Here is a 26,856-nt window from a genome sequence, read left to right on the forward strand (position 1 = left end):
TTTTTTCCAATAATTTTAAAATATTTAAACCCAACATCAGCTTCCCGCAAATGGGCTTCCGAAAATTCCCACAGCCAATTCAATCCAGATTAAAGCCAATACGAGTAAAATGCTAAAGGAAATCATCAGTTTGAAACGTGGACTTTTTTCCGACCGGATGACGAGATTAATGAAGAAAGCAGTTCCGAAAAGTAAAACAGCAGCAATGATAAAGTCTGAAGAAGACCAGTTCCAACCTTCTACAAAAAGGTTTGCAAAAAAAGCTACAGATATTAATAATGCCGGTAAAGCGAAAATAATTGTTGTTTTTTGGTTTGTTGAAATCATATTTTTATTTTTAATTTTTAAAAGTACTTTGTAATTCAAAGTTTATAGATAAAAAAATATAGTCTTTATTTTCCTATTAATTTTTCAAGTGCATTGATATGCTCTGTAAAAGCTTCTCTTCCGGATTGTGTCACACGGTAAGATGTTTTAGGCTTTTTGCCTACAAATTCTTTCTTCACTTCAATATAATTCGCTTTTTCCAAAGCATTGCTGTGGCTTGCCAAATTACCGTCTGTAATTTCCAGTAAACTTTTCATTTCTGAAAAATCAACCCAATCGTTTACCATAAGAACAGACATTATGCCTAACCTTACACGACTTTCGAATTCTTTGTTGAGTTGATTTATATTGACCATTTTACTTTTTATTACCTGGAAAACATTGCGGACCTACCGCACCTCCTCCATATTCTAATGCTAGTTTATTATTTACTAAAATATATTGGCAGCCATCATTATATATACTTCTTTCAGTTTCTTTTTTTTGAAAAATATTAAATGAGTACATTCCCAATCCACTCCTTTTAAAGCCTATTTTCATGGGCTCTCCATCTTCTACTGAAATGCAATCTGCACGATCCAATTTCTCCTTTAAACTTTTAATGTCATCTTCACTCCAGTTTAAGCTCTTCATTAATTGAGACTTCGCTACATCTGAAACACTTACATTCCACAACTGATCAGAACTTTGATTTTTATCTTTAGGAATAATACTCAGTCTTTCTAAAATATTATCATCTTTAAATTCAATTTTCACAATTTTATCCTGAGGTTTAATCTTATTAAAATATTGAATTACTTCATCAATCTTCTCCTCATTCTCAGAATATTCATTCTTAAGCTCTTCAACAGAATATGCTTTATCAAAGCCTCCAAACAAAGAAAACATTGAAATCAAGACAATAAAAAAGTATAAAAAAATTAAGCTCCCAAAAATAACCAAACCAATTAAAATATACTTAGAAAGTCCAGACATTTTATTTATATTTTTTGTGCATAATCATCCCGTAGACAATATGAAGCACTCCAAAACCAATAGTCCAGAAAAGTAATCCCCATCCTAAAAAGAACAAGGAAATTAATCCTAAAACAATTTGGCAGTATCCTAAATATTTAATATCCGTTAAAGTATATCGTTCTGCACTTACTAAAGCCAATCCGTAGAAAATCAAAGTAGCAGGAGAGATCATGACAAAAAGATGATGGTATAAAAGTCCCAAACAAACGAACCCTCCTGTCACCAAAGGAATTGCAAAGGTAGCTAAAAGACGTTTTGTAGTCGCATCCCAAATTTTCAATCCTTTCTTTTTGCTTTTATTTGCAGTAAAAATATATCCGCTGAGAACGGCAACTACTAAAATACAGGTTCCGATCAGTACAAGTTCTTTTACCAATGATGGTCCGAAAATATTTCTGTCACCATCAAAATAGCTGATTCCTTCTCTCTCAAATACAAAATAAACATACACTGCACCAATAATTGCCGCTAAACCTGCGACAACTCCAGACAATCCGCTCAATGAAATAAACCTAGAAGATCGCTCCATCATAGAACGAATGTGTAATAAGTCTTCGTGATAATTTTTCGAATCCATAAAAAGAACTTTGAAATACAAAGTTATAATTTATTTTTAACCGACAAAGATTTTTTTTGAAAAAATGAAAGAGACAATGACAACCAACGAATTTAAATCTTGCATAAAACCGATATAATACAACTCGAAGGAGTCTACAGATTACTGTTAGTCTCCTGTCAGGATTTCTATGAGCTCCGAATTGTCTTAAAGTTCCTGATTTTGGTCTCAACAGCTTCAAACTTTCTCACATAATGAAAAACTAAACGCCTTTTCCCGAACTCAGGTTAAATCTAAGTGCAAAAAAACCGCTGGAAAATCCAACGGCTCTATTTTATAAAGAAGTAAAAATTATTTTGCTCTCAATCTTTCTTTAATCGATTCGATATTCTTTTTTGCAGAATCTTCCAGAATTAGGCTTGCACTCATGTGGATTCTTGCAGGCATCAATTCATTGAAATGATCTGTTCCTTCCCATGAAACTTTTTTAATCAGAGCTAATGCATCACTGCTTCTTGAAGACAATGTCTGTAGAAACTTTTCGAGTTTTTGGTCCATCTCTTCTATATTTTCAGAAACTGAATGATATACATTATGCTGCTCAGCCCATTCTGCTGATCTGAAGTCTGCATCAATTGCCATTGCCGAAAACTGAGATTTTCCAATTTTTCTTTCTACATAAGGTCCGATTACGAAAGGTCCGATTCCCAGATTAATCTCCGTTAAAGCCAAAGCTGAATCTTTCGTTGCAAAACAATAATCTGCTCCACAAGCCAATCCTACTCCACCACCTGTTGTTTTACCCTGAACTCTTACCACCACAATTTTTCCGCAATTTTTCATGGCATTTAAAACTTTTGCAAAACCTCCGAAAAACTGAGTCGATGCTTCCAGTTCTTCAATGGCCAAAAGCTCATCAAAACTTGCTCCCGCACAGAAAGCTTTTTCACCTTCACTTTTTACCAGAATAGCTTTAACCTCATCTTTTGCCCCTTCTTCTAAAATAGTCTGAGCCAGTTTTTCAAGAATTGCCCCTGGAAGAGAATTACTTTTTGGAGTGCCGAATGTGATTTCGGCAATATTGTTTTTAAGTTCTGAAACTACGAATTCGTTCATTTTTTAGATTTAAATAGATTCTTACAAAAATAATAAATAAGAACCTTTTACTGAGAACAAAAGAGAAATATTCTCACATAAAATCAATAGCCCGTTCAGTAAAAATACGGAAGGCTCAATTTGGTATTTTCTACTCTACCCTGACTTTTACAGATATCGTTCCTTTGACTTGTAAATAAACATAACCACCGGCGGAATCCGAAAAGCCTGAGAAAAGAGTAGGAACATTTAAAACTGAAAAAAAATAATATCATGGAAGAAATGATCGGAGTCATTAAGTTATTTGCAGGAAACTTTGCACCTAGAGGTTTTCTATTCTGCAACGGAGCGATTTTAAGTATTGCGCAAAATCAAGCATTATTTTCAATTTTAGGAACGACTTACGGAGGTGACGGCATCACTACTTTTGCTTTACCCAACTTAAACGGACGTTATCCAATCGGGGCAGGCAGCTCAAACACCGGTAAAAATTATGTATTAGGAGAAATGGCAGGAACAACTCAAAATACACTTTTACAATCAAACTTACCAAGTTTTATCAGCCAGTTGAAAGTTTCGAAATCCAATGCTAACACAACTTCACCTGCATCAGGGACATCAATTGCGGTAACCGGAACACCGAACGGAAGAGAATTTGATGCTGTTCCAAGTTATGTAGATGGAGATCCTGATACTATGATCAATGCAAAATCTGTTTCATTCACAGGGCAGAACTTACCGGTAAACAATATGCCGCCTTATTTAGGGCTTAATTATATTATTTGTGTGGAAGGCATTTATCCTTCAAGATCATAATTTAAATAAATCTAAACCAACTATTTAAAATTATCATCATGGAAGAAATATTAGCAACCATCAAATTATTTGCAGGAAATTTTCCACCAAGAGGATTTATGTACTGCAACGGGCAAATATTAAGCATTGCACAAAACACAGCCCTTTTTTCTATTTTGGGAACGACTTACGGAGGTAACGGACAAACGACATTTGCTTTACCCAACCTGAACGGTCGCTATCCAATCGGAGCAGGAAGTTCTAATACGGGAAATATTTATGAGCTTGGTGAAATGGCAGGAACACCTGAGAATACTTTAATTCAAACGAATCTTCCTTCATTTGCAAGCCAACTGAAAGTTTCCAAATCAAATGCTAACTCTACCTCGCCGTCGTCTACGAGCTCTTTAGCTGTTACAGGTACACCAAACGGAAGAGAATTTGATTCCATTCCAAGTTATGTAGATAGTGATCCTGATACTATTATTAATATGAAATCTGCCATGTTCATCGGTCAGAATTTACCTGTTAATAATATGCCGCCTTATTTAGGGCTAAATTACATTATTTGTGTCTCAGGAATTTTCCCGGCAAGACCATAAATAAATTTTAAATCAAAAAACCTAAAAAATTAAAATCATGAAAAGCACTACTTTTTTTACAATCTGTAGTCTGCTCATTTCCTTTTTTACATTTGCGCAGACCAGTACAGAAATGTTTGAAACTGAATCCGTGGGAAGTACAAGTTTTACGGATAATGGAGTAATTTTTAATATTATCTCGCATAATGCTCCTGCTTCACTTTTTGACATTGGAAATTTTGCCAATACAGGATGGAGCGGCACGGCAAATGACAACAGATATATTGATAATACGGGAACTGCAACACTGGCAAATGCCAACGTTTCTTTCAGTATAAAAACGACTTCAAACTTATTTAAAGTTAACAGATTTTGGGTATTTCTAGCCAATCATTTTATTAACCAGAATTCTACTGGCACTCTTACCGTTACGGGAAAATTAACGGGAGTAACAAAATTTTCACAAACCAAGACTACCGGCTTTGCAACAAGTCTGGGATCTACAAACGGTTATACCTTGATTGACCTTACCAACCTTAACGGACAGAACTATTCGAATATCATCGTTGATGAACTTCGCATTACCATTGGAGGAGATTACCGCTACATAGGTTTTGATGCCTTTACGTGGGTGAAAGATTCGGGTATAGTTCTAGGAACAAATGATGTAAAAGCTTCTGAGAAAGAAGTAAATATCTATCCCAATCCAACGAGCGGTCCCCTTACCATTAAAGCTACTGAAAATTCAAAATTTGAAGTTTACAGCCAAACAAGACAGTTGGTTAAAACAATTGAAGCCAGAAAAGGCGTAAACGAAGCTGATATTTCTGAACTTCCAAAAGGAGTTTACATTGTAAAATCTTCTTCGGAATCTCATAAAATCATAAAAAAATAGGATAAAAACGAACTAACTCTTCAAGTAAACTGCCTGCTTCATTGCGGGCAGTTTTAAAAATATCAAACACAAAATATCATGGGACAAGGCGCTAGAATTTTATTAACGAATAAGACTCCGTACACCTGGAAAAAGACCTACCACTACTCTTATCAGATGACGGAATGGAACTCTCATTTCCCTGAAACGATTGCACCCGGAACTTCTGTTAATATTTATACTGAATTCGAAGAAGGATCAACCATTACCGAAAAAGACGACGAAGGAATCATTGAGTATACTTTTGAAGAAACAGGAGAATCTTTTCAGGTTTTAGCAGGGTATGTAGATGAAGGTGATATCAGAATTTTTTTCAAAAACCTTCAAACACTACAAAATGCAATAGGATCTACAATAACAATTGGAAGTAAGAGAAAGCGATATGCTGGACTTTACGAAGAACTTTTTGTAAACTTTACTATTGTAAAAACAGACGTAGGATATATTACCATTGCAAGAGATCAGGACAATCCAAACTGGATGAAGTATATCTCCGATGATAAAAACTTGGCACAACTTACCATTCCAGGAACGCACGACTCTTGTACATATACGCTTAACAGCGGGTTGTTGGACAGATTCTCACAAGCAGTTCTTGAAGAAATAGCAGATGCATTAACACTTCTCATTCCTATTTTAGGAAAGCTAATAAAAACGATGGGGGGAGTAAGTATTGAAGTCATCAAAAATATTACGATGTGTCAGACAATGGATATCATGACTCAATTGTATAAAGGAATCCGATTTTTAGATATTCGATTGAGGAATGAAGGCGGAGAACTTTGTACATATCATGGTGGAATTTATTTGCGTTTAAAATTTCAAGATGTATTAGATGCTACCTATGATTTTCTTCAAAAACATCCGGGTGAAACTATTATCATGTCCATTAATAAAGATGGAGACGGAGATGACATTACAGATTTAGTAAAAAGCGCCGTTGAAGCTCGCCCCGAAATGTGGTACGGAGTTGAAAACGATTCAACCGGAACAAAATGGACAAAATTTGATATTCCAAATCTTAAAGACTCCAGAGGAAAAATTGTTTTACTGAGAAGATTTGGAGACAATAATACTCAAATGGGAATCAATGCTGCTACAATGGTTTGGCCAGATAATGGAACCAATCCGATGCCGCCGGCTGTCAACTGGAATCAGCAAGACTTTTATATTCAAGACAATTATCAGCCTTATTTCTTGAACGACCTCGACAGTAAGTTTGATGATCATGTTTTAAAACTCATTAATGCATCAAAAACAGATACAAGCAATACGCTTTACATCAATTTTACGAGTGGTACAGGTGGAGTTTATCCGCAGACATTAGCAAATGGATACCTGTCGGCGCATCCTCTAGGGACAAACGGAAAATTATTTGATCACTATGTTCCAAAAGGCGAGCAATGGTCTTCCGAAACAACAGAAAAATTAGGCATTATTCCGATGGATTTCCCTGAAACCCCTTATAATGGAGCGGTAATCGGTCAATTAATCAGTCTGAACAGCTTTACAGCTCCTTCCTCTATTACTGCAAAAGCAGTTCCCTCCATGGAAATGGAAAAAGAATAATAAAGATTCTAATACATAAGTTTGATGAGGTCCTCTGGAATATTTTTCAGGGGATTATTTTATCGGGTCCATTTATGAATGTGTTCTATTTTTAAGTTTCTCTTCATTAATGTTTGAAATCTTAGTTTTAATAAAATTCGCCTTCCTTCTATTGTACGTGTAAAAATTAAATCAGAAGCGGAAAAATTCTTGCTCCATGTATGTCGGAAAAATTCTGCACTCCTTTTATTTTTAGCAAAAGCTTCCGGAAGTGGAAAATATAAACTTTTCTTCATCAAAAAAAACTTATTTTTCTGCTCCAATAAATATCTTGGATTATCGACCGGAGCAATTAATTCCTGCAAAGTCTGAATAAACTGTGATTTTTCATAATTAGTTCCTCCTTCCAAATGACAGATCGAGTTTTTATAAATATCATTTGAGGTTACTATTTTTAATTTTTCTTCAGGGGTTTGAACAATTTTTTCGTTGATCAGACTTTTCAATACCACATCTCCTATCAATTCAAGGTGTCTTGCTATATTTTTATATTTCAGATATTGTTTTGTTGCTCTGTAAAATTTCCCTCCATAAACACCAATTCCGATAAGACCTGCGACCATAGAAACTTTGAAAAAAGCATCTATAGAATGAATATCATCAAAAGATTTAACCAACTCAGAAACAACTTCATATAGAAACGTAAAAAAAGTAGAAAGCATAATTCCTGAAAAATTGCCTATCATTTTTTTCAGATAGTCCATTTTCAGGTTTTCATTTTCCCTCATTTCTCCAATTGGAATCTGTATTTCTTCAATTAACACATTTCCTTTACTTAAAGCCATTTTCCAACGTTTAGAAAGACTCTCTCTGTCTCTAGCAAAGGCAAATGTTTGTAAATTAATTAAGGAAAATTCTTTTTTCTCTTTATCAGCTTTAATACCTAATCGTTCAAAATTATTTTCAATAGAAGGATTATCGTTATTTGAAACTCCAACGAAAGTTTTAAACCGTCTTTTTAAAATATCAAAATCCTGCCCACCGTTTTCGTTTTTTTCATCAAAACAGACCAGATGCCAAATATTTCCCGTTTTGTGCGGGTTATCTTTATCTGTCCGAATTACTCTTCCCCTCATCTGGTTCGAAAGAACAAACGAACTTACGAAACTGGCAAGAATTAAAGTATTCATTTTCGGAGCGTCCCAACCTTCTCCTAAAAGTGATTTTGTACCAATCAATACCTGAATTTCACCAATCTGAAAAATCTCTGTAATGATATGTACAATATTATGTCTTATACTGTCTGAAATATTGATTAAAAGATAATCTGGGTCGTAAGTAAGTTCAGAAACAGAAATATTAAAAATTCCCTTTTTATTGCAAAATCCAACAAAAATACTCTTGGAGGTTTTTGGAATAATTACAATACTTCCGGTAAGAACACCTAGCTTTTTCTTATTTGTATTTTCCCTCCTTAATTTTTCAAAAATGGGAATAGCTCCAATTTTATCGAGTTCTAAATCATTTTGAGTATTATTAGTTAAAAACTCTTTCTTAATGAAATCTGTAAGAATGACCATTTTTAAATCATCTTGAAGTACAGAATATTCAAAATCAACAATATCTTTTATTCCCTCAAGCTTTCCAATGCTCGAATTAAATATTTGTGTCAAGTTTTTATTATTAAAAAAACTAACCACCCTTTTATCTAAAAAACCATTCCTTCTTAATCTATTTTCAAGACTGGTACGATGTTCTTCAAATTGTTTAAAGTTCACTTCATCTACAAACAGATAAAAATCCATTAACTCTTCCAACCAAAAAATCGAACTCTGGAACAAATTTTTGCTGATCCCCTACAATTTCAAAATGAAGATCTATGATTTCTTTTCCTTTAAAATGTAAATAAACCAATCCGGAAGTATACGAAGAAAGATTTTCATAAATCCACTCAAGATAATGTTCTGGATGAAGATAAACCGGGTGATTTTCTAAAGCATGAAGAATAATTTTATCATTTTTAATTTCTTTGAAAAAATCATGGGCATGTTGATAGTAGTTTTCAATTTTGTGTTGTTCTGTTTCAGTTGGTAAAGTAAAATAGACTAAATCCTGATGTGGACAAAGATCGCCTTCAATCATCAATTCCGGAACTGAAATTTCTACATCAACATTCCCATTTAACTGAATATATTTCTGCCATTCCATACCGGAAACATCAAAAGGAGGTGTTGCTGTAAGCGCAACAATTGTAGGATTAATTTTACTTTTAAGCTCGATCAAACTCTTCCACCAAACATTTTTCAGATGGTGAGCTTCATCCAGAATGAAAGTTCCTACTTTTTGCTTTTTAAGATTTTTTATAACATTTGAAATATTTGACCCGAAAACTTCTTCAGCAAAACTTTCATCATCAAGCTCATTTTCACTTAAATTATTACATGCAGCATGAATTCCCTGATATGTTGTAACGGTAACAAAGCTTGGATTTTTAATATCTATTGAAATCCAATCGGGAGTATTTTCCTGCTGCAAAAACAATTCGCAAAATCGATAAACCCATTGATTTCTTATTGCCAAGGTCGGAGCAACAATAAGTGTAGGCTTGTCAAGACGAAGCATCATTTCTAAACCCAGAACCGTTTTTCCCGAACCGGGAGGTGCTACAATATGCAGATGATTATCATATAAATAATCATTCGCATTATCTAAAAAAAATTTCTGGTATTTTCTCCAGTTATATTTAAATCTTAAATCTTTGGGAAACGAATTCATTTAGTGAAAATTTTATGAAAAGCTTTCTATGTTTGCCTTTATTCTATTTTTTCAAAGCCAAAATATACTTATCAATATACAATTGTTTCTCTTTCGATTTATATTGCTGAATATATCTCGGATGCTCCAACACAGTCATTCTATCGAAAAGCTGAGCTTCTTTATTTAATTTTGAAATAAAATCAGCATTCTTTTTTCCTAAAACAAAAACTTCTGAAGTATCAAGATTTAAACTTATATGTTTTTTCAGAGAATCGATCATAAAATCTTTGACCTTACTGAAAAGCTCTTTGTCATCATAATAATTGGCATTCAGCCACCCGCTTTTTGATTTTCTTACAATCGCCAAAGGAAAAGGTGAATTGATATAAATATCCTTGTAAAAATCATCTGCTCCACCATACTCTGCTATCATATCATACATAAAAACAGAGGATATTTCGTGTGTATGAGCGGATTTCATTTTGATTCCACAAACACTTTCCAATCGTTTTGTATCAGTGAACGGAACTCCGGTAACTCCCGCACCATGACGACTTGGGTTTATTCCAATAATGAACTTCCTGTTATCGGAATCATTGTAATATTTTTGATAAAACTTTTGCATGACAACCATTGTTTCAGGATTATCAAGATAAGGATTCAATACCTGAAAATCTTTAGGAAGATCTCCTGTATATTTTAAATTTTGATTAAACTCAACAACTTTATCCGCAAAAGTTTTATTCATATTTAGTTTTTAAGAAAAACGAAATTTTCAGGCTGATCACTCTACATCATCCTCATCTCCATCTTCACTTAAAGCCAATTCAATATCAATAAATTGAATGTACAAACCGCAAATTTCTTCATTGGCATCGTAAGCAAAATACACAGGATAAGTTCCGTCTCCAAAACCACTTGCAAACATAGGAATCTGATATTCCGTATTTGGAACTTTCCAGTTGATCCAATCTCCCGCATCTCTTTGATTTTTTGGATTGTCTTTATAGCTTTGTTCGAAAAGTCCGGCAAAATAATCATCATAAAAATTGTCGACATCAGTTTCAGCCACAAATTTATCCACAAAAGGAAGCACTTCTTTATCGGTAATGCAACCTAGACCGGCATCTACTCCAAAACCAAAAAAATCATCTTCGGTAACGTCTTCCAATTCTTCAATCCCGACTAAAGCTTCTCTGTAAACAACAGGCTTTTCACCGGTAAACTCAACTTTTACAACAGCATACCTGTCGCCCCAATCTTCAGATTTTACTACGGAAATCGTCACTGGAAAATTTCCTTTCGGAGCCTGAACAAAATAAGGTGACTGATTACCATTCAAATCAACAAGCGGATCTCTCACAACTATTTTTCCGGAAGGGAGAGAAACATTTCCAATTTCCATTGTTTCGATTTGTTGACCAGCAATTTCATTTAAAGTGAAGTAAGATTCAAGGTCTGTTGGACAAACCAATATATTTTTCACATCTTCGTACTTCTGCATCCAGTTTTCTTTCATATAATTATTTTAGTAATTGATTTTATTCTTTAAAAATAGGCATCATTTAATCCAAATCAAAATCTTCTTCGTTTTTTAAGCCTTTTATAAAAGTTTCAAAATCTTTTGCCAGAAAAATTTTCCTGTAATCTGCTTCCTGATCTACGTGTACGACTTCCGGTTCGCCATCTTTTCCACATTTTGAATAATCCAGTAAAATCATATCATGCCCCGCAGACGGACAATCGGCAATATAAACACCATCATCCGGATATCCCCATTCTTCCATCATAAACCGACTTCCCAGTTCGCCACAAACTGAATATGTTTTTTCTCTTCCAATTCCCATAATTCCGGTGATTGCGACATGGTCATCTGCCCAAGAATTACTTTCTGCTGTTGGAAAACAGCTTTTTTCAACCAATCCTCCGTTCTGGATTCTCATTAATTCGATATAAGAAGCCGGAAGTTTATAGCCCAATTCGTTTTCAACAGAAGCAATCATTTCATCTTCCGGAAATTCCTCGATGTAATCTCTTACTGAATAACTGCTTTCACTCCAGAAATCGGTGAAGTCAAAGTCTTTGAAAAAGTGTAGATTCATATTTTGTTTTAAATAAATGAGATTCTGATTTTACTGTAAAAGTAATTATCATTTTTAATTAAAAACATTTCTTTAACTAAGATTTTTATGGAGCATCAATAATCTTGTCAAGATTTAAAACCTTGACAAGGATAGGAGCTTGCAACAGACTTCACAATGAAAAGCTAAAACTCAAAATCAATCATTTTTTTGTGTGACATTATAAAATTTTCTCTATCATCAAATAATTTAATAACCTCGTGCCTTTTCAATAACGTTTTTGAATTACTTAAAATAGATTGGTAAGAAGAAAAGCTATACTTTGAAAAATCATCTATAATTGAATGATGTAATGGGTTTTGGTGAATATAAATAATTGTATTGATTAAATATTCATCTGAAGTAATCAATTTTCTTTTAAATGGAGATTCTATCAAAGCTCCATGTTTATTGTTTTCTTTATTAAAAGCTTGAGAATAAGAATTGAAAATTCGAGAAAATTGTTTTGAGAAAATATTTTGTGGTGAGTGAAGTCCTATGCAAGCCTTGTCAAGGTTTTGAACCTTGACAAGGCTCTCCAATTCAAAATCAGATTTTATCTTAATTAAAAAATGAAAATGATTAGACATAAGACAATATGAATAAACATCACAAACCGGAGTAAGAAATTCCGAAATTTTACTTAGGAGAAACAAATAATTCCGATCGGATTTAAAGATATCTTCTCCGTTAATTCCTCTATTGTAAATATGATAGTAACAATCTGCTTCAATTGGTGTGGTTCTAATATCTGTCATTTCATTTGTGTGTTTTCCTTTAATCCTTGTCAAGGTTCAGAACCTTGACAAGGATTAAAAATAAAAAATCCCTTTCAGTAAAAACCAAAAGGGACTATAAAGTTATATTTTATTTTGAATTAAATCAATCCAAACTGCTCAAAATGATGGGTAAAATGTTTTTTGTGCATCAGTTCCCACATTTCTTTGTTTAATTTCCCGAAGACAAAATTCATGTGCTCTGCTTCTGGATTTTCTTTATAATAAATTACGAATTTCTTTAAATTATCCATGAAAGACTGTTTTGCAGCATCTAAATTTTTATGTCTTAGATCTAATAATTTTTCATCTTCAGCCAAGAAAGGCGCAGGGAAATCTTTCGGCATTTTTCTGTGATTATACAGAGAATCCTGCCATTTTTCCAATTGCTCTTCAGGAGTGAAACATTTATCCGCTTCAGGCTCACCTAAACTTACTAAAACGCCATGTTCCAAATGCTCAATCATTTGCTGAGGAGACATTTTTCCCCAACCTGGCTGGGTCGATTCAGTTAAGCCATTTAAAGCTTTTTGAATATTTTTTAAGTTTAAATCGATGAAAGGAGAATGTTTTGCCACCAATGTTAAAATAGTCGCTACACAAACAATCTCATCTCTTTGATTTACCACTTCAACCAACCATTTCACAACTCCGGAAGGAATATTTCTTCCTTTTACTCCTCTGTTGATTTTTTCTTTTGCCGTTAAATAAACCGTAATCGTATCTCCCGCATAAACAGGCTTGAAGAACGAACAGTTTTCCAATCCGTAATTCGCAATAACAGGTCCTTTTTTTCCTGAAACAAATAATCCGGCTGCCGCAGAAAGGATGAAATATCCATGAGCAACGGTTTTATCGAAGATAGTTCCTGTCAAGCTCGTTGCATCCGTGTGTGCGTAGAAATGATCCCAAGAAACATTGGAGAAATTCACGATGTCTGCATCAGTTACCGTTCTTCCTGCTGTTTCTAAAGAATCTCCAACCTCAACTTCTTCGAAATATTTCTGGAAAGGATGTTTATCTGAATATTTTTTCTCAGCGCCTTGCTGATAAATTTTAGTAATTGCCGTCAAAGTATCCGGAGACCCTTGAATCGCTGTCTTTTGAAGGAAGAAATGAAGACCGCCTAAACCACCCATTTCCTCACCACCACCTGCTCTACCGGGACCACCGTGCATTAAAGTAGGAAGTGGAGAACCGTGCCCAGTACTTTCTTTTGCATTATCTCTGTTTAAAACGAAAATTCTACCGTGCTGAGAAGCCATTTTCCACGAAGTTTCTGCCACAAATTGATCATCGTGAGAAATGATAGACCCCACCAAACTCCCTTTTCCTCTTTTAGCCAAAGCAGCTGCTTCTTCCGCATCTTTGTAAGGCATTAACGTAGAAACTGGTCCGAAAGCTTCGACATCGTGAGAGATATTTTTTGTAAACGGAGAATCGTTCAAGAACAATTTTGGACTCATAAATGCTCCATTTTCATAGTTGGCATCTATCAATTCGTGCTGTCCGTCATAAACAAGCTCTGTTTCCGCTTTTAATAAATTTATTTTTCTTAAAACCTCATCATACTGCTGTTTTCCAACCAAAGAACCCATTCTTGTTTCTCTGCTCAACGGACTTCCTATTTTTGTCTGGTCTAAAGCTTTAGATAAAGCATTCTGAACGTCTCCTATTAAGTTTTCAGGAACGATAATTCTTCTGATCGCTGTACATTTCTGTCCGGCCTTCGTGGTCATTTCGTTACGAACTTCTTTGATGAATAAATCAAATTCAGGAGTTCCCGGTTTTGCATCCAATCCAAGAATTGAACAGTTCAAAGAATCTGCTTCCATGTTGAAACGAACAGCATTTCCTGCAATTGATGGTAAAGACTTTAATTTTCTACCTGTCGTTGCAGAACCTGTGAACAACACAGAATCTCCATCCTGAATATAATCCAGAATATTTCCCGGTTCTCCACAAACCAACTGAACAGCTCCTTCCGGAAGAATTCCGCTTTCAATCATATCCTGGAAAACTGCGTTCGTTAAATATGAACCAAACGGAGAAGGCTTCACGATAGACGGAACACCTGCTAGCAACGATGTGGATAACTTTTCCAACATTCCCCAAACAGGAAAGTTGTACGCATTGATTTGTACTGAAACTCCTTCACTCGGTGTTAAAATATGAGTTCCCAGAAAAGTTCCGTTTGCTGAAATTTTCTGAGTTTCTCCATCTACCCAAAAAGGAGTGTTTGGAAGCATTCTCTTCGCCAATCCCGAATACGTAAAGAAAGTACCGAAACCTCCTTCAATATCTACCCAAGAATCAACATGAGTTGCCCCTGTTTTATATGATAAATCGTAATATTTTTTCTTTCTTTCTAAAAGGTAAAGTGCTACTTTTTTCAACATTTCCCCACGATCATAGAACGTCATGGATGAAAGATTTTTGTAACCTACTGTTCTTCCGTAATCTAAAGCCTGTTCAAAATTCAGTCCTTCTGTATCGGAAACAGCAACCTGTTCTCCTGTCACAGCGTTGTACAAAGGGATTCCGTTTCCAGAGCCTTCTATCCATTCACCGTGGATATAGTTTTTTAACTTTTCCATATAATATTTAATTTAACGATGTATCAATTTAACAGTTTACTAATGAGATGCTTCGACAGGCTCAGCATGACAGCACGAATTGTTATATTGATATATTTTTAGATTGTTACATTTTTAATTTTTCGCTTCCTGATACGGAAATAATTTCACCAAACCTTCATACAAACTTCTGTGAAGAATTGTTGCGTGATTGTCTGTTTCCATCATTTTATATTCTACCGTCCAGTTCTTCTTATTTGATTTTTTTAAAACATCAAATAAATCTTCAGCATCTTTTACCATCACCGGATGTTCACCTTTTCCAACAGAAACATAAATAAATTTCTTCGTATCCGGAATTTTGGTTAATAATTGAGAAGCCTGTTTTAAAAGACTTTCATCATCCCACCACAAACTTGGACTGATGATGAAATAATTATTGAACATTTCAGGCTTTTTTAATAAAATTTCTGTTGCTAAAAGTCCACCCAACGATTGACCGAAAAGATATTTATCGGTAGTTTTAAACTGACTTTCGATATAAGGTTTCAATTCTTTTTCAAGAAAACTGATGAATTTATCCGAATGTCCCGTTGTTGGATAATCTTTTTGTAAATCTTTTAAATCAGTGTGAAAAGTGAAGTCTCTTTTTCGATCAATATTAGCAATTCCAACCACAATTGTTTCCGGCATGGAATACATTTGATTAAAGAATTGAACTAAACCTGTCACATGAATAAAATCTTCATTCATACTTCCATCTAAAAGATAAATAATCGGGTAGGATTTTGTTTTGTCAAAATTTTGCGGAAGATAGATATTCAAAATTCTGTCTTCATTTAAAATTTTAGATTTTATGGTTCTGATTTCTCCAATAGTCAATGGTTTTACATTTATAGTCTGAGCAAAAGCCACAGATTGAAATGCAACCAGAATACTGAAGAAAATGAGAAGTTTTTTTAACATATTTAATTTTGTGTGGTAATTTATTTCACATCATCCCAAATGCTGTAATCAACAACTTTTGTAGGAATCTGCTGAACATATTCTGTAAAAGGTTCACAAGGAAGAATAGCATCTTTACCTTCTCTCGCTAACTCCTGGTATAGTTTTGTTCCTTCTGTTTTCCATCTAATCATTTCATCAGAAACATCACGGATGATTTTTGCAGGACTTCCCACGATTAATTTTCTTGCATCACATTTGAAATTTGCGGGAACAAAAGCCAAAGCTCCGATGATACATTCGTCACCGATAACGGCTTTGTCCATCACCACTGCATTCATTCCAACCAAACAATTTTTTCCGATATGTCCGGAATGAATAATTGCACCATGACCGATGTGTGCTGATTCTTCTAAAATAGTTTCAATTCCCGGAAAGACATGAAGTGTACAGTTTTCCTGAACATTCGCGCCGTCTTTGATGATAATTTTACCCCAATCCCCACGGATTACCGCATTGGGACCGATATAAACTTCTTCGCCAATTTCCACGTTTCCGATGATTACCGCCTGTGGATGAACATAAGCGGATGGTTTGATGATGGGACGAATTCCGTGATATGAGTAAATATTCATAAAATTTTTGTTAAAAATTTAATTTAACAATGTATCAATCTAACAGTTTACCAATTGAGATGCTTCGATAGTTCGACAAGCTCACTACAAGCAAGCTCAGCATGACAATGGAATTGTTACATTGATACATTTTTATATTGTTACATTCTTGAAAAAGTTATACTTTTTCAATTACCATTGCATAGCCTTGTCCGACACCGATACAAAGGGTACACAATGCATATTTTTTATCTTGTTTTTGAAGTTCCATAGCGGCAGAACCAATGATTCTTGCGCCTGAAACGCCAAGTGGATGACCGATTGCAATCGCTCCTCCGTTTGGATTTATTCTTGAATCATCATCTTTTAAACCTAATGTTCTTGTTACTGCTAAAGCCTGAGCTGCAAAAGCTTCATTCAATTCAATGATATCCATATCATCTAAAGAAAGATTCAGTCTTTTTAATAACTTCTGAGTCGCTTCAACAGGTCCGATTCCCATAATCCTTGGCTCAACACCAGCAACAGATGAACCTAAAATTTTAGCTTTTGGTTTTAGACCATATTTTTTTACAGCTTCTTCACTTGCCAGAATTAAAGCAGCTGCTCCGTCATTCATTCCAGAAGCATTTCCTGCCGTTACTGTTCCTTCTTTTCTGAAAGCCGGACGAAGTTTTCCTAATCCTTCCATTGAAGAAGTTGGCTTGATAAATTCGTCTGTATCGAAGATTTTCGGTTCGCCTTTTCTTTGTGGAATTTCAACTTTTACAATTTCCTCCGCCAGTCTTCCGCTTTGCTGAGCTTTAGTCGCTTTTTGTTGAGACCAGACAGCAAATTTATCCTGATCTTCACGGCTAATGTTATGCATATCTGCTAAATTTTCAGCAGTATCTCCCATTCCGTCAACTCCGTATAATTCTTTCATCTTAGGATTAACGAATCTCCATCCGAAAGTCGTATCAAACATTTGGCTATCTCTACCGAAAGCTGCGCTAGGTTTTGACATTACATAAGGCGAACGCGTCATATGTTCTACCCCACCTGCAATATAAATTTCACCTTCGCCCGCAGCAATTGAACGGAAAGCATTTGCTACCGCCGACATTCCCGAAGCGCAAAGTCTATTTACCGTTTCACCACCGATTTTATACGGAAGTCCAGCCAGTAAAAGCCCCATTCTTGCTACATTTCTGTTATCTTCACCCGCCTGGTTTGCGCATCCGAAAATAACATCCTCAATTTCTTCAACAGGAACTTCAGGATTTCTTGCTACCACTTCTTTAATAACAATTGCCGCCAAATCATCAGCTCTTACTTCCGATAATCCTCCCTGTAATTTTGAAATGGGAGTTCTGACATAGTCAATGATATATACGTTATTCATAATGATTTTAATGTAACAATCTAGCAATGTAACAGTGTACCAATGCTAAATTGGTTGATTTTTATTTAGACTTGTACTTAATATTTTATAAATAATTTTCCCAATCTCAATGATCTGAAGTTCTAACTTTTCATTAAAAGGATAAGTCTTAGAATTCTTACAGAGATAGAGCCAATATTTTGTTTCTTCTAATTCTTTAGCCGCAATTTTAATTTTATTTATAAAATCATTTTTGCTGTGAGGGTTTTGTGCTTCAAATGCGTTCGCTCCGATACTTGTTCCAGAACGCAACAATTGTTTTGCTATAACAAATTTTCTTCTTTCATCTAACAGTTCACAAAATTCAATTATATCTAAAGAAAATTAAACTGTTTTCGAAATTAATGGATTGTTGTCAAAGTTTATCATTTGTGTAAAAAATTAATTTTATCTCATCATTATCATTGGTAAACTGTTACATGGATAGATTTTTATATTGAGCCTAAAGCTCCGTTACTTTTTTTCCGATTTTATAAACTGTTCCGACAAATTTCGCAACCAATTCTTCATTTTGATTGGTAATTTTAATGTCATAAACAGCGGTTTTTCTGGTGTCGTTTACTAAGATACTTTCTGCTCTGAAAACATCGCCTTCTTTTCCCGCTTTGGTAAAATTGATGATACAATTCAGTGCAACAGCTGCATCTCCGGAATTATTAGACGAAAATGCCAGTGCAGAATCTGCAAAAGCAAACGTAACACCTCCGTGAACGGTTTTTAACCCATTCAACATTTCCTTTTTGATGGGCATTTCGAGTAAACAATAATTTTCTTTGACTTCGATCATTTTAATGTTCATCCACTGGGAAAAATAATCCTGATCGAACATATATTCTGCAACCTGTCTTGGATTCATTTTAATTTATGTTTGTTATTTCTTCATATAATTCATCAACCAATTTGTCATAAATACTCATGGTTTTGCCAAGAATTATCTGTTCGTATGAAAGGTTTTCTGAATCGGATGGATTTTCAGTTGGATAAGCTTCATTTAAGTCAATACCATATTCATTGGCTAATCTTTTGATCAACCCGCGATATTGGTCATTAAATTTCCCCAATAAATTCAATTTTTCCTGATCATCATGTATTGAAGAAAGTTCCTGAATTATATATTCTTTTTCAATGAGAAGCCTCGTTTCCAATTCGGCTCTGAATCCGTTTATATCCATAATATTAATTTGAGAATTTGAAAATGAAAACCATTGATAATCAATTTTCAAATTGTTTAATTCATTTTACGTAGTAACGGGCTTTGTCTGTATCTTTCTTCTTGATATTCTTCATAAAGACTTTGAAGAGTTTCTGAGATTTTTGCATAACCGATTTCTTTTCCCCAAGCCAATAATCCTTTTGGATAATTTACCCCTTTCTGCATTGCTAATTCAAGATCTTCGTCGTTCGCAACACCTAATCTTTTTGCTTCAACCGCTTCATTAATCAACATAGAGATAATTCTCAGAAATATTTGCTGATAAAGGGCATCATCTTTTTCGGCAACAGGTTTTTCAGCACCTTCAGAATAATCATAAAAACCTTTTCCTGTTTTTCTGCCGTGAAGTTTTGCTTCAGACATTCTTTGTTGAAGAAGAGATGGCTTGTATTTCGGATCGTAGAAGTATTCGTTGTAAACCGTTTTTGTTACTGAAAAATTGACATCAACACCAATGAGATCCATTAATTCAAACGGTCCCATTTTGAAATTTCCGATTGTCTTCATGGCTCCATCAACCTGTTCTATTGTTGCGATGTTTTCTTCAACAATTCTTAGGCCTTCACCGTAATAAGGGCGGGCAATTCTGTTAACGATAAATCCGGGAATATCTTTTGCAATAACAGGTGTTTTACCCCAATCTTTCATAAGATTGTAGATTTTTTCCGCTAAAGATTTTTCTGTTAATAAAGATGGAATAACCTCAACTAAAGGCATCAATGGAGCCGGATTGAAGAAGTGAATTCCGATGAAACGCTCCGGTTTTTGTAATTCCACACCGAGAGAGGTGATGGAAATAGATGATGTATTGGAACCAATCACACAGCTTTCTGAAACATGTTTCTCTAATTCTGTGAAAACTTTGGTTTTAATTTCTTTGTTTTCGATGATGGCTTCGATCACTAATTCGCAATCTTTGAAGTCCTTCAATTCTGTAGCAATGGAAATATTAGCTAAGATTTCAGTCATTTTCTCTGCTGAAATCTTCTGTTTATCAACCAATTTGGTTAATGTTTTTTCCAAACCTACGGTTGCCGTTTCTACTTGTTTTGCATTGGCATCATAGACCCAAACTTTGCATCCGTTCGTTGCGGCTACTTGTGCAATGCCGATTCCCATCGTTCCGGCACCGATAATTCCTACTTCCATAATGTAACAGTGTATCAATGTAACAATGTAACAATCACTGTTAAACTGCTACATTGGTACATTGTTATATTAATTCTTATTTTCCTTTATAATTAGGTTTTCTTTTTCCTAGAAAGGCACTTACCCCTTCTTTAAAATCTTCTGTTTCTGCAGCTTCCTGCTGTAAATCTCCTTCCAGTTCCAATTGCTCTTTCAGCGTATTATTGTAAGAAGCAGCAAATGCTTTTTTGGTTAATTTAAGTCCAACAGTTGGCATATTTGATGTTTTTTCTAAAATTTCTAATGATTTAGAAGCGAATTCCTCTTCAGTAAAAATTTCAGCCACCAAACCGTAAGATTTTGATTCTTCAGCAGATAATTTCTTACCCGTAAATGCTAAATAATTTGCTAATTGTCTTCCCAATAATTTAGGTAAGAAATACGTTCCTCCTGTATCAGGAATTAAACCGATATTTGAAAATGCCTGAGCAAAATACGCTTTTTCAGAAGCTAAAACGAAATCACAAATTAATGCCAACATTGCTCCAGCTCCTACTGCAGGACCGTTTACCAATGCAACTACAGGTTTTTTGCAACGTGTAATTTCCGTAACCAAAGGGTTGTAATAATCTACTACAATCTTTCTGATGATATCATTGTCATGATGCTCGTTACCTTGAACAAACGCATCATCCAGATTCTGACCGGAACAAAAAGCTCTTCCTCTTCCCGAAATGGCCACACATCTTACCGTAGGATCTTCACTACATTCTTTAACAAAGTCTTTTAGATCTGATAAAGACGGCTTTGTAAGCGCGTTCATAGTTTCCGGCTGATTCAGGTAGGCAATTTTCAGTTTTCCGTCAAAATGCGTTTCAATATCAAGTTGTGTATACATAGTATTAATTTTTAAATTTAACAATGCACTAATTTAGTCATAATGTAACAATTTATCAGTCTAATAATATAACAATTGTAATGTCATACTGAGCATATTGGTAAACTGTTACATTGATACATTGCTATATTAGTTTTAGTGACATTTAAAATAGTCAAAAGGCTCTAAACAGTCTAAGCACTGATACGAAGCCTTGCACAATGTAGATCCGAATCTGCTGATCTGTTTTGAATTCATAGAACCACAACGCGGACATTTTTTCGGCTTCCCGATGTGATGTTCGTCGGCTCCTTTTTCGGGAGGTGTGATTCCGTACACACGAAGTTTTTCTCTCGCTTCATCTGTCAACCAGTCTGTTGTCCAAATCGGAAACATTTTGGTGACTACTTTCGCATCCCAACCATTTTCTTTCATGATTTTCATGATGTCTTCCTCAATGGTAAACATGGCTGGACAGGCAGAATAAGTCGGCGTAATGGTCACTTCGCAAGAATTCTCACTCGTGATTTTCGCTTCTCTTACAATACCTAATTCCACAATATTGATTACCGGAATTTCCGGATCGGGAACGAGCTCTAATATTTCTAAAGGATTTTTCATAATTAATTTGAAAATTTGAAAATGTGCTAATTTGAAAATGATACGTTGCTCGTAATTTTCAAATTCTCCGATTTTCAAATTAACTCATTGATTTTTTTACCATGTACATCCCGGATATGCTCTCTGCATATATTGCAATTCACAAAGGATAAATCCAAAATATTCTGTGTGGTAACCTGTTCTTGATTTTGGCTGCATAAAAGGATTCGTTGGATATTCTAAACCGAAATCTGCAAAATCTTTCTGTGTAATTGCTAAAAATTCTTCATAAAGAGCATCTGTATTCGGAGCAATATTTAAAGCTACCAAGTCATCTTCTCCTTCTGTTTTTGCAAATAGACCTTTTGTGTATTCCCAGATACTTTCAATCGCTTTTTCTAAACGGGATTTACTTTCTTCTGTTCCCTGAGCGAAAATTTTCATCCAGGAAGCAGTGTGAGTATAATGGTATCTTACTTCTTTCAAAGATTTCTGAGCAATGGCAGACAATTCTTCATTGGCAGAATTCGATAATGCTTCGTACATCAATTTCTGATATACTGCGAAAACATAAACCTTTAAAATTGTCTGTGCATAATCTTCGTTCGGAAGTTCCGTCCAGTGTGCATTTAAATATTCATGCTCGTATCTTAAAAATGCCAAATCATCTTCACTTTTACCGTTATCGATCACTCTTGAAGCATAAACGTAAAAGTTATTCGCCTGACCAAGCTCATCCAACGCAATGTTTGTCAATGCAATATCTTCCTCCAAATAAGGACCTTCACCACACCATGCAGACAAACGCTGTCCCATAATGAAACTGTCGTCCGCTAGTTTTAATAAATAATTATATAATGGGTTCATTTTTTATAGAATTTAGAAATTAGAGGTTAGAAATTAGACTAAATTCTAGAATCTAACTTCTAACTTCTTTATTACATATTTTTTACATCGTTAGGAATATCGTAGAACGTCGGGTGACGGTACAATTTGTCATCAGCCGGATCAAAGAATGCTTCTTTATCAATTCCTTCTGAAGTCACAATATATTTACTTGGAACAACCCAAACGGAAGTTCCTTCTTTTCTTCTTGTATAAACGTCTCTTGCGTTCTGCAAAGCCATTTCTGCTGTTGGTGCCTGTACAATTCCAACGTGTTTGTGAGATAATCCCGGTTTAGTCTGAATAAACACTTCCCACATATCTAAATTTGCCATAAATAAAATTAAATTAACAATGTATCAATGTACCAGTTTAACAATAATGAGATTCTTCGCTTTGCTCAGAATGACAATTGAATTGCTACATTTTTACATCGGTATATTGTTATATTGAAATTTTTTCCTGTTTTTCTGCGAAAGCTGCCGCAGCTTCTTTTACCCAAGAATTTTCTCTTTGAGCTTTTCTCTTGGTTTCAATACGTTTTTTGTTGGCAGGACCGTTTCCTTTTAAGATTTCCATGAATTCATCCCACGGAAGTTCTCCAAAATCATAATGCTGTCTTTCCTCATTCCATTTTAAATCTTTATCAGGAACGGTTAATCCTAAAAATTCAGCCTGAGAAACCGTAACGTCGATAAATCTCTGACGAAGACTGTCGTTACTTTCTCTTTTTACTCTGTAATTCATAGAAATTTTAGAGTTTGGCGAGCTGTCATCATTAGGTCCAAACATCATTAAAGCCGGCCACCAGAAACGATTTAACGAAGCCTGAGCCATTTCTTTCTGCTGTTTTGTACCTCTACAAAGCGCCATTAAAATCTCGTAGCCCTGTCTTTGGTGAAAAGATTCTTCTTTACAGATTTTCACCATCGCTCTTGAATAAGGACCGTAAGAATTCCCCATCAACATTACCTGATTCATAATCGCAGCTCCATCAACCAACCAGCCAATGGCACCGATATCTGCCCAGCTCAACGTCGGATAATTGAAAATACTTGAGTATTTTGCTTTTCCTTCCAACATATCATCATAAGTCGCATCTCTATCCGCTCTGATGGTTCCATTTCCTAACGTTTCAGTCGCAGAATACAAATATAAACCATGACCTGCTTCATCCTGAACTTTAGCCAACAGCGCCATTTTTCTTCTCAATGAAGGTGCTCTGGAAATCCAGTTGGCTTCAGGCAACATTCCAACAATCTCAGAATGTGCGTGCTGTGAAATCTGACGAACCAATAGTTTTCTGTAATCATCAGGCATTACATCTTTTGGTTCTACTTTATTTTCGTCGTGTACGTATTGTACAAATTTTTCTAAGTCCATAATTTTTTCAATTTAACAATGTATCAGTCTAACAATGTACCAATGATTACTACACTGGTAAATTGATATATTGTTACATTAAATTATACATCATAATTAAGCATCACCACATTCGTTGTCGGGTGACATTGACAGGTAAGAACAAAGCCTCTGGCTACTTCTTCTTCGGTAAGCGCGTAGTTTTTCTCCATGAAAACTTCTCCCTCCAAAACTTCGGCTTTACACGTACAACAAACTCCTCCTTTACATGCAAAAGGTACAGGAAGATTGTCTTTCAATGCTTTATCTAAGATACTCTCTTTTTTAGAATTAAGGTGGAACGAATATTCATCATCATCAATGATTACTGTTACCATACTTTCTATATTGGCAATAGCTTTGAATTCATCGCTCATTTCCTCCGTATTCTCTTCGTCTGGAGCGGTGAAATATTCAAATAAAACCTGAATGGCAGGTACTTTTTTATCCTTCTTTAAATAATCAGCAATCCCTTTAATCATTTCTGAAGGGCCGCAAATGAAGAAGGTAGATTCTTTAACATCAATATCTGTATATCTTTCGAACAGCTGATCTAATTTTTCAGGAGAGATTCTTCCTTCAAAAATCGGATCTTCGTGTTGCTCACGGCTTACTAAATAAACAACTTTCAGTCTTCCGTTAAAAGTGTCAACCAGTTTATCGATCTCAGCTTTTTTCATGACATGATTCATGCTTCTGTTGCTGTAGAACAAATAAGCGTTTGAATTCGGTTCCTGATAAAGACTTTCTTTAATATTTGACAACACCGGAGAAATTCCGCTTCCTGCCGCCAAACCAACGTAAGTTTTTACGTTTGTCGGGTGATAAGATGTATTAAAGCCACCCATCGGAGGCATTACTTCAAGGATTTCGTCCATGTGAAGATGTTCATTGAAATAACCGGAAACTTTTCCGTTTTCCAATAATTTCACCAATACTTCCAGCGTGTTGCTTTTTTCACTCGGAGCATTGCAGATAGAATAAGAACGTCTCTCTTCGTTCCCGTTGATCATCATTCGGAAATTAAGATACTGCCCCTGCTTGAATCTGAATTTATCCTTCAGCTCCTCAGGAATTTCAACGGCTACATTTACAGCATCGTTGGTATCTTTCTGAACTTTTACAGTTTTTAATTTATAAAATGAATTCATTTTGTTTTTAGTATTCTATTAATTTTTCCACCTTCGCATTTAGGTAAACTGTCCTGAGCATGAATTTTCACTTTCGTGGTGATTCCTACTCGTTTTTTTATTTCGTTTTCTATACTTTTTCCAAAGTTTCCGACAAAAATAGCATAATCATCGGTATTTTGATCCAAATTTTTCGAAGCTACCAATTCATCATCAATTTCAACATCAATATCCAGCGCCACACACATTTGTTCTTTCTCAATTGGTGTTAAATAATAATTCGGAACCACGCCTTCCACATGGGAAAACGCTTCCTCAATCTGACTTGGATATACATTTACCCCTCTTACGATCAACATATCATCGGCTCTTCCAAGAATTGGCCGCATTTTCACCATTGATCTTTTTGAGTTTTCATCATAATAAAGACTGGTAATATCGTTCGTCCAGTAACGTAAAAGCGGCATCGCTTTTTTCGTTAAAGTGGTAATCACCAAAACGCCTTCTTCACCAAAAGGAACGGGCTGTTTTGTAATCGGGTCTAAAATTTCAGGATAAAAATGGTCTTCCCAAATATAAGAGCCTCCTTTTTCTTCAAAATCTTCCATTGAAACTCCAGGTCCGATAATTTCACTTAACCCATAAATATTGGTTGCATGAACGCCTAATCTTTCTTCAATATGATGTCTGATCAATTCCGTCCACGGCTCTGAGCCTAAAACAGCGTATTTTAAACTGATTTCTTCCGCCGAGATTCCTCTTTTTGCAAATTCATCAGCGATTGTCAACGCGTAAGACGGTGAGCAACAAATAACTTCAGGTTTAAAATCTATAATTAAATCGACCTGTCTCGCGGTCATTCCTCCCGAAATCGGAAGAACGCTCATCCCTAATTTTTCCGCTCCGTAATGTAATCCCAATCCGCCCGTGAAAATTCCGTAACCGTACGCGTTATGCAACTGCATTCCTGGTTTCGCTCCTGCTGCGTTCAAAGATCTTGCTACTACTTCGCTGAATAAATCAACGTCTTCTTTTGTATATCCTACAACCGTTGGTTTTCCCGTTGTTCCGCTTGAACAGTGAATTCTCTGTAATTCATTTTTGGGAACGGTAAATAATCCGAACGGATAGTTATCTCTTAAATCCTGTTTGTAAGTAATCGGAAGTTTCGTAATATCTTCGATCGACCTGACCTCTTGTGGAGATATTCCTGCTTCATTAAATTTTCCTTTATAAAATTCCGACTTCTCCCCAAGATAGTCTACCAATTTCGCCAATCGCTCAGATTGAAGCTGTCTCAACTGGTCGAGCTTTAAATATTCAACTGAAAAATCCATACCTTAACTAACTAACATTTGTTAGGTGTAAATTTAAAAAGATTTTGGAACGTGACAAAATTTTTATGATTTTCGTCATATTTTGAATGATTCTAAATAATTTGAATAAGGTTGAGGTTAAGTTTAAGCTTTGTTTCACGCTGATTTTGTCATCCAGAGCGAAACAAAGTGGAGCGTGGAATCTCTAATACTAAGTTTAGATTCTTCCTTCGTCAGAATGA

Annotated in this window: 30 protein-coding genes; 4 read left to right on the forward strand and 26 right to left on the reverse strand. The window is 35.1% G+C overall.

Annotation, left to right across the window (positions count from 1 at the left end; translation table 11 throughout):
• Positions 1-36 precede the first annotated feature (36 nt).
• The 5 genes from M2373_RS11060 to M2373_RS11080 all read right to left on the reverse strand — a co-directional run bounded on the left by M2373_RS11060 (position 37) and on the right by M2373_RS11080 (position 3,016).
• Entirely contained in the window at positions 37-327 is a 291-nt protein-coding gene (locus M2373_RS11060; protein ID WP_259110597.1) for a hypothetical protein, read from the reverse strand.
• A 65-nt stretch (positions 328-392) separates the two neighbouring features.
• A complete protein-coding gene (locus tag M2373_RS11065; protein WP_259110598.1) occupies positions 393-683 on the reverse strand; it encodes a transcriptional regulator in 291 nt (96 codons plus the stop codon).
• Between the two features lies 1 nt (position 684).
• Positions 685-1,302: a hypothetical protein gene (locus M2373_RS11070; RefSeq protein WP_259110599.1), complete on the reverse strand. Its 618-nt coding sequence runs from the start codon at positions 1,300-1,302 to the stop codon at positions 685-687.
• 1 nt (position 1,303) lies between these two features.
• The gene (locus M2373_RS11075) at positions 1,304-1,921 is read right to left on the reverse strand and encodes a hypothetical protein (RefSeq protein WP_259110600.1); all 618 of its coding nucleotides are present in this window, start codon (positions 1,919-1,921) and stop codon (positions 1,304-1,306) included.
• 330 nt (positions 1,922-2,251) lie between these two features.
• Positions 2,252-3,016 carry an enoyl-CoA hydratase/isomerase family protein gene (locus tag M2373_RS11080; RefSeq protein WP_259110601.1) on the reverse strand — a complete coding sequence of 255 codons (765 nt, stop codon included), beginning with the start codon at positions 3,014-3,016 and terminating at the stop codon, positions 2,252-2,254.
• A gap of 252 nt (positions 3,017-3,268) precedes the next feature.
• Between M2373_RS11080 and M2373_RS11085 the strand changes: the two genes are divergently transcribed.
• From M2373_RS11085 to M2373_RS11100, 4 genes are all read left to right on the forward strand, one after another.
• Positions 3,269-3,811 carry a phage tail protein gene (locus tag M2373_RS11085; protein ID WP_259110602.1) on the forward strand — a complete coding sequence of 181 codons (543 nt, stop codon included), beginning with the start codon at positions 3,269-3,271 and terminating at the stop codon, positions 3,809-3,811.
• A 38-nt stretch (positions 3,812-3,849) separates the two neighbouring features.
• Positions 3,850-4,392 (forward strand): phage tail protein, encoded by a 543-nt coding sequence (locus tag M2373_RS11090; protein ID WP_259110603.1) that lies wholly within the window; start codon positions 3,850-3,852, stop codon positions 4,390-4,392.
• Positions 4,393-4,429: 37 nt separating this feature from the next.
• Positions 4,430-5,266: a T9SS type A sorting domain-containing protein gene (locus M2373_RS11095; protein WP_259110605.1), complete on the forward strand. Its 837-nt coding sequence runs from the start codon at positions 4,430-4,432 to the stop codon at positions 5,264-5,266.
• A 78-nt stretch (positions 5,267-5,344) separates the two neighbouring features.
• Positions 5,345-6,874: a phosphatidylinositol-specific phospholipase C gene (locus tag M2373_RS11100; protein ID WP_259110606.1), complete on the forward strand. Its 1,530-nt coding sequence runs from the start codon at positions 5,345-5,347 to the stop codon at positions 6,872-6,874.
• A 59-nt stretch (positions 6,875-6,933) separates the two neighbouring features.
• Here M2373_RS11100 and M2373_RS11105 read toward each other — a convergent pair whose 3' ends face one another.
• The 21 genes from M2373_RS11105 to M2373_RS11205 all read right to left on the reverse strand — a co-directional run bounded on the left by M2373_RS11105 (position 6,934) and on the right by M2373_RS11205 (position 26,635).
• Positions 6,934-8,526, reverse strand: a complete 1,593-nt coding sequence (locus M2373_RS11105) for a hypothetical protein (RefSeq protein WP_259110607.1) — start codon at positions 8,524-8,526, stop codon at positions 6,934-6,936.
• A gap of 106 nt (positions 8,527-8,632) precedes the next feature.
• Positions 8,633-9,628: a DEAD/DEAH box helicase gene (locus M2373_RS11110; RefSeq protein WP_259110608.1), complete on the reverse strand. Its 996-nt coding sequence runs from the start codon at positions 9,626-9,628 to the stop codon at positions 8,633-8,635.
• 43 nt (positions 9,629-9,671) lie between these two features.
• Positions 9,672-10,358 (reverse strand): SMUG2 DNA glycosylase family protein, encoded by a 687-nt coding sequence (locus tag M2373_RS11115; RefSeq protein WP_259110609.1) that lies wholly within the window; start codon positions 10,356-10,358, stop codon positions 9,672-9,674.
• A gap of 36 nt (positions 10,359-10,394) precedes the next feature.
• Positions 10,395-11,129: a DUF4241 domain-containing protein gene (locus tag M2373_RS11120; RefSeq protein WP_259110610.1), complete on the reverse strand. Its 735-nt coding sequence runs from the start codon at positions 11,127-11,129 to the stop codon at positions 10,395-10,397.
• Between the two features lie 46 nt (positions 11,130-11,175).
• Entirely contained in the window at positions 11,176-11,712 is a 537-nt protein-coding gene (locus M2373_RS11125) for an SMI1/KNR4 family protein (protein ID WP_259110611.1), read from the reverse strand.
• 164 nt (positions 11,713-11,876) lie between these two features.
• Positions 11,877-12,488 (reverse strand): transposase, encoded by a 612-nt coding sequence (locus tag M2373_RS11130; RefSeq protein ID WP_259110612.1) that lies wholly within the window; start codon positions 12,486-12,488, stop codon positions 11,877-11,879.
• A 119-nt stretch (positions 12,489-12,607) separates the two neighbouring features.
• Entirely contained in the window at positions 12,608-15,103 is a 2,496-nt protein-coding gene (gene paaZ, locus M2373_RS11135; RefSeq protein WP_259110613.1) for a phenylacetic acid degradation bifunctional protein PaaZ, read from the reverse strand.
• Positions 15,104-15,217: 114 nt separating this feature from the next.
• The gene (locus tag M2373_RS11140) at positions 15,218-16,048 is read right to left on the reverse strand and encodes an alpha/beta hydrolase (RefSeq protein ID WP_259110614.1); all 831 of its coding nucleotides are present in this window, start codon (positions 16,046-16,048) and stop codon (positions 15,218-15,220) included.
• 20 nt (positions 16,049-16,068) lie between these two features.
• On the reverse strand, positions 16,069-16,662 hold the full coding sequence (locus tag M2373_RS11145) for a transferase hexapeptide repeat family protein (RefSeq protein ID WP_259110615.1): 594 nt from the start codon (positions 16,660-16,662) through the stop codon (positions 16,069-16,071).
• 157 nt (positions 16,663-16,819) lie between these two features.
• On the reverse strand, positions 16,820-18,025 hold the full coding sequence (gene pcaF / locus M2373_RS11150) for a 3-oxoadipyl-CoA thiolase (RefSeq protein WP_259110616.1): 1,206 nt from the start codon (positions 18,023-18,025) through the stop codon (positions 16,820-16,822).
• Between the two features lie 45 nt (positions 18,026-18,070).
• Positions 18,071-18,376, reverse strand: a complete 306-nt coding sequence (locus M2373_RS11155; protein WP_259111086.1) for a four helix bundle protein — start codon at positions 18,374-18,376, stop codon at positions 18,071-18,073.
• 130 nt (positions 18,377-18,506) lie between these two features.
• Complete coding sequence (locus tag M2373_RS11160; protein ID WP_259110617.1) at positions 18,507-18,920, reverse strand: PaaI family thioesterase; 414 nt, start codon at positions 18,918-18,920, stop codon at positions 18,507-18,509.
• 1 nt (position 18,921) lies between these two features.
• A complete protein-coding gene (locus M2373_RS11165) occupies positions 18,922-19,236 on the reverse strand; it encodes a hypothetical protein (protein WP_259110618.1) in 315 nt (104 codons plus the stop codon).
• Between the two features lie 56 nt (positions 19,237-19,292).
• Positions 19,293-20,426: a 3-hydroxyacyl-CoA dehydrogenase NAD-binding domain-containing protein gene (locus M2373_RS11170; RefSeq protein ID WP_259110619.1), complete on the reverse strand. Its 1,134-nt coding sequence runs from the start codon at positions 20,424-20,426 to the stop codon at positions 19,293-19,295.
• A gap of 76 nt (positions 20,427-20,502) precedes the next feature.
• Positions 20,503-21,303: an enoyl-CoA hydratase-related protein gene (locus M2373_RS11175; RefSeq protein WP_259110620.1), complete on the reverse strand. Its 801-nt coding sequence runs from the start codon at positions 21,301-21,303 to the stop codon at positions 20,503-20,505.
• 135 nt (positions 21,304-21,438) lie between these two features.
• Positions 21,439-21,903 carry a 1,2-phenylacetyl-CoA epoxidase subunit PaaD gene (gene paaD, locus M2373_RS11180; protein ID WP_259110621.1) on the reverse strand — a complete coding sequence of 155 codons (465 nt, stop codon included), beginning with the start codon at positions 21,901-21,903 and terminating at the stop codon, positions 21,439-21,441.
• Between the two features lie 96 nt (positions 21,904-21,999).
• The gene (gene paaC, locus M2373_RS11185) at positions 22,000-22,749 is read right to left on the reverse strand and encodes a 1,2-phenylacetyl-CoA epoxidase subunit PaaC (RefSeq protein ID WP_259110622.1); all 750 of its coding nucleotides are present in this window, start codon (positions 22,747-22,749) and stop codon (positions 22,000-22,002) included.
• A gap of 71 nt (positions 22,750-22,820) precedes the next feature.
• Positions 22,821-23,102 carry a 1,2-phenylacetyl-CoA epoxidase subunit PaaB gene (gene paaB, locus M2373_RS11190; RefSeq protein ID WP_034679196.1) on the reverse strand — a complete coding sequence of 94 codons (282 nt, stop codon included), beginning with the start codon at positions 23,100-23,102 and terminating at the stop codon, positions 22,821-22,823.
• A gap of 109 nt (positions 23,103-23,211) precedes the next feature.
• Entirely contained in the window at positions 23,212-24,150 is a 939-nt protein-coding gene (gene paaA, locus M2373_RS11195) for a 1,2-phenylacetyl-CoA epoxidase subunit PaaA (protein WP_259110624.1), read from the reverse strand.
• Positions 24,151-24,233: 83 nt separating this feature from the next.
• Positions 24,234-25,319: a 2Fe-2S iron-sulfur cluster-binding protein gene (locus M2373_RS11200; RefSeq protein WP_259110625.1), complete on the reverse strand. Its 1,086-nt coding sequence runs from the start codon at positions 25,317-25,319 to the stop codon at positions 24,234-24,236.
• Positions 25,316-26,635, reverse strand: coding sequence for a phenylacetate--CoA ligase family protein (locus tag M2373_RS11205; RefSeq protein ID WP_259110627.1), 1,320 nt, complete (start codon positions 26,633-26,635; stop codon positions 25,316-25,318). Before M2373_RS11205 ends, M2373_RS11200 begins: the two co-directional genes overlap by 4 nt.
• Positions 26,636-26,856: the final 221 nt, after the last annotated feature.

This window comes from Chryseobacterium sp. JUb7 (assembly GCF_024806495.1).
Classification (GTDB): Bacteria; Bacteroidota; Bacteroidia; order Flavobacteriales; family Weeksellaceae; genus Chryseobacterium.

What these genes read in the sequence shown, in the direction of transcription:
- M2373_RS11060 (WP_259110597.1), bottom strand. Translation starts at nt 327, where the DNA reads ATGATTTCAACAAACCAAAAAACAACAATTATTTTCGCTTTACCGGCA.
- M2373_RS11065 (WP_259110598.1), bottom strand. Translation starts at nt 683, where the DNA reads ATGGTCAATATAAATCAACTCAACAAAGAATTCGAAAGTCGTGTAAGG.
- M2373_RS11070 (WP_259110599.1), bottom strand. Translation starts at nt 1,302, where the DNA reads ATGTCTGGACTTTCTAAGTATATTTTAATTGGTTTGGTTATTTTTGGG.
- M2373_RS11075 (WP_259110600.1), bottom strand. Translation starts at nt 1,921, where the DNA reads ATGGATTCGAAAAATTATCACGAAGACTTATTACACATTCGTTCTATG.
- M2373_RS11080 (WP_259110601.1), bottom strand. Translation starts at nt 3,016, where the DNA reads ATGAACGAATTCGTAGTTTCAGAACTTAAAAACAATATTGCCGAAATC.
- M2373_RS11085 (WP_259110602.1), top strand. Translation starts at nt 3,269, where the DNA reads ATGGAAGAAATGATCGGAGTCATTAAGTTATTTGCAGGAAACTTTGCA.
- M2373_RS11090 (WP_259110603.1), top strand. Translation starts at nt 3,850, where the DNA reads ATGGAAGAAATATTAGCAACCATCAAATTATTTGCAGGAAATTTTCCA.
- M2373_RS11095 (WP_259110605.1), top strand. Translation starts at nt 4,430, where the DNA reads ATGAAAAGCACTACTTTTTTTACAATCTGTAGTCTGCTCATTTCCTTT.
- M2373_RS11100 (WP_259110606.1), top strand. Translation starts at nt 5,345, where the DNA reads ATGGGACAAGGCGCTAGAATTTTATTAACGAATAAGACTCCGTACACC.
- M2373_RS11110 (WP_259110608.1), bottom strand. Translation starts at nt 9,628, where the DNA reads ATGAATTCGTTTCCCAAAGATTTAAGATTTAAATATAACTGGAGAAAA.
- M2373_RS11115 (WP_259110609.1), bottom strand. Translation starts at nt 10,358, where the DNA reads ATGAATAAAACTTTTGCGGATAAAGTTGTTGAGTTTAATCAAAATTTA.
- M2373_RS11120 (WP_259110610.1), bottom strand. Translation starts at nt 11,129, where the DNA reads ATGAAAGAAAACTGGATGCAGAAGTACGAAGATGTGAAAAATATATTG.
- M2373_RS11125 (WP_259110611.1), bottom strand. Translation starts at nt 11,712, where the DNA reads ATGAATCTACACTTTTTCAAAGACTTTGACTTCACCGATTTCTGGAGT.
- M2373_RS11130 (WP_259110612.1), bottom strand. Translation starts at nt 12,488, where the DNA reads ATGACAGATATTAGAACCACACCAATTGAAGCAGATTGTTACTATCAT.
- paaZ (WP_259110613.1), bottom strand. Translation starts at nt 15,103, where the DNA reads ATGGAAAAGTTAAAAAACTATATCCACGGTGAATGGATAGAAGGCTCT.
- M2373_RS11140 (WP_259110614.1), bottom strand. Translation starts at nt 16,048, where the DNA reads ATGTTAAAAAAACTTCTCATTTTCTTCAGTATTCTGGTTGCATTTCAA.
- M2373_RS11145 (WP_259110615.1), bottom strand. Translation starts at nt 16,662, where the DNA reads ATGAATATTTACTCATATCACGGAATTCGTCCCATCATCAAACCATCC.
- pcaF (WP_259110616.1), bottom strand. Translation starts at nt 18,025, where the DNA reads ATGAATAACGTATATATCATTGACTATGTCAGAACTCCCATTTCAAAA.
- M2373_RS11160 (WP_259110617.1), bottom strand. Translation starts at nt 18,920, where the DNA reads ATGAATCCAAGACAGGTTGCAGAATATATGTTCGATCAGGATTATTTT.
- M2373_RS11165 (WP_259110618.1), bottom strand. Translation starts at nt 19,236, where the DNA reads ATGGATATAAACGGATTCAGAGCCGAATTGGAAACGAGGCTTCTCATT.
- M2373_RS11170 (WP_259110619.1), bottom strand. Translation starts at nt 20,426, where the DNA reads ATGGAAGTAGGAATTATCGGTGCCGGAACGATGGGAATCGGCATTGCA.
- M2373_RS11175 (WP_259110620.1), bottom strand. Translation starts at nt 21,303, where the DNA reads ATGTATACACAACTTGATATTGAAACGCATTTTGACGGAAAACTGAAA.
- paaD (WP_259110621.1), bottom strand. Translation starts at nt 21,903, where the DNA reads ATGAAAAATCCTTTAGAAATATTAGAGCTCGTTCCCGATCCGGAAATT.
- paaC (WP_259110622.1), bottom strand. Translation starts at nt 22,749, where the DNA reads ATGAACCCATTATATAATTATTTATTAAAACTAGCGGACGACAGTTTC.
- paaB (WP_034679196.1), bottom strand. Translation starts at nt 23,102, where the DNA reads ATGGCAAATTTAGATATGTGGGAAGTGTTTATTCAGACTAAACCGGGA.
- paaA (WP_259110624.1), bottom strand. Translation starts at nt 24,150, where the DNA reads ATGGACTTAGAAAAATTTGTACAATACGTACACGACGAAAATAAAGTA.
- M2373_RS11200 (WP_259110625.1), bottom strand. Translation starts at nt 25,319, where the DNA reads ATGAATTCATTTTATAAATTAAAAACTGTAAAAGTTCAGAAAGATACC.
- M2373_RS11205 (WP_259110627.1), bottom strand. Translation starts at nt 26,635, where the DNA reads ATGGATTTTTCAGTTGAATATTTAAAGCTCGACCAGTTGAGACAGCTT.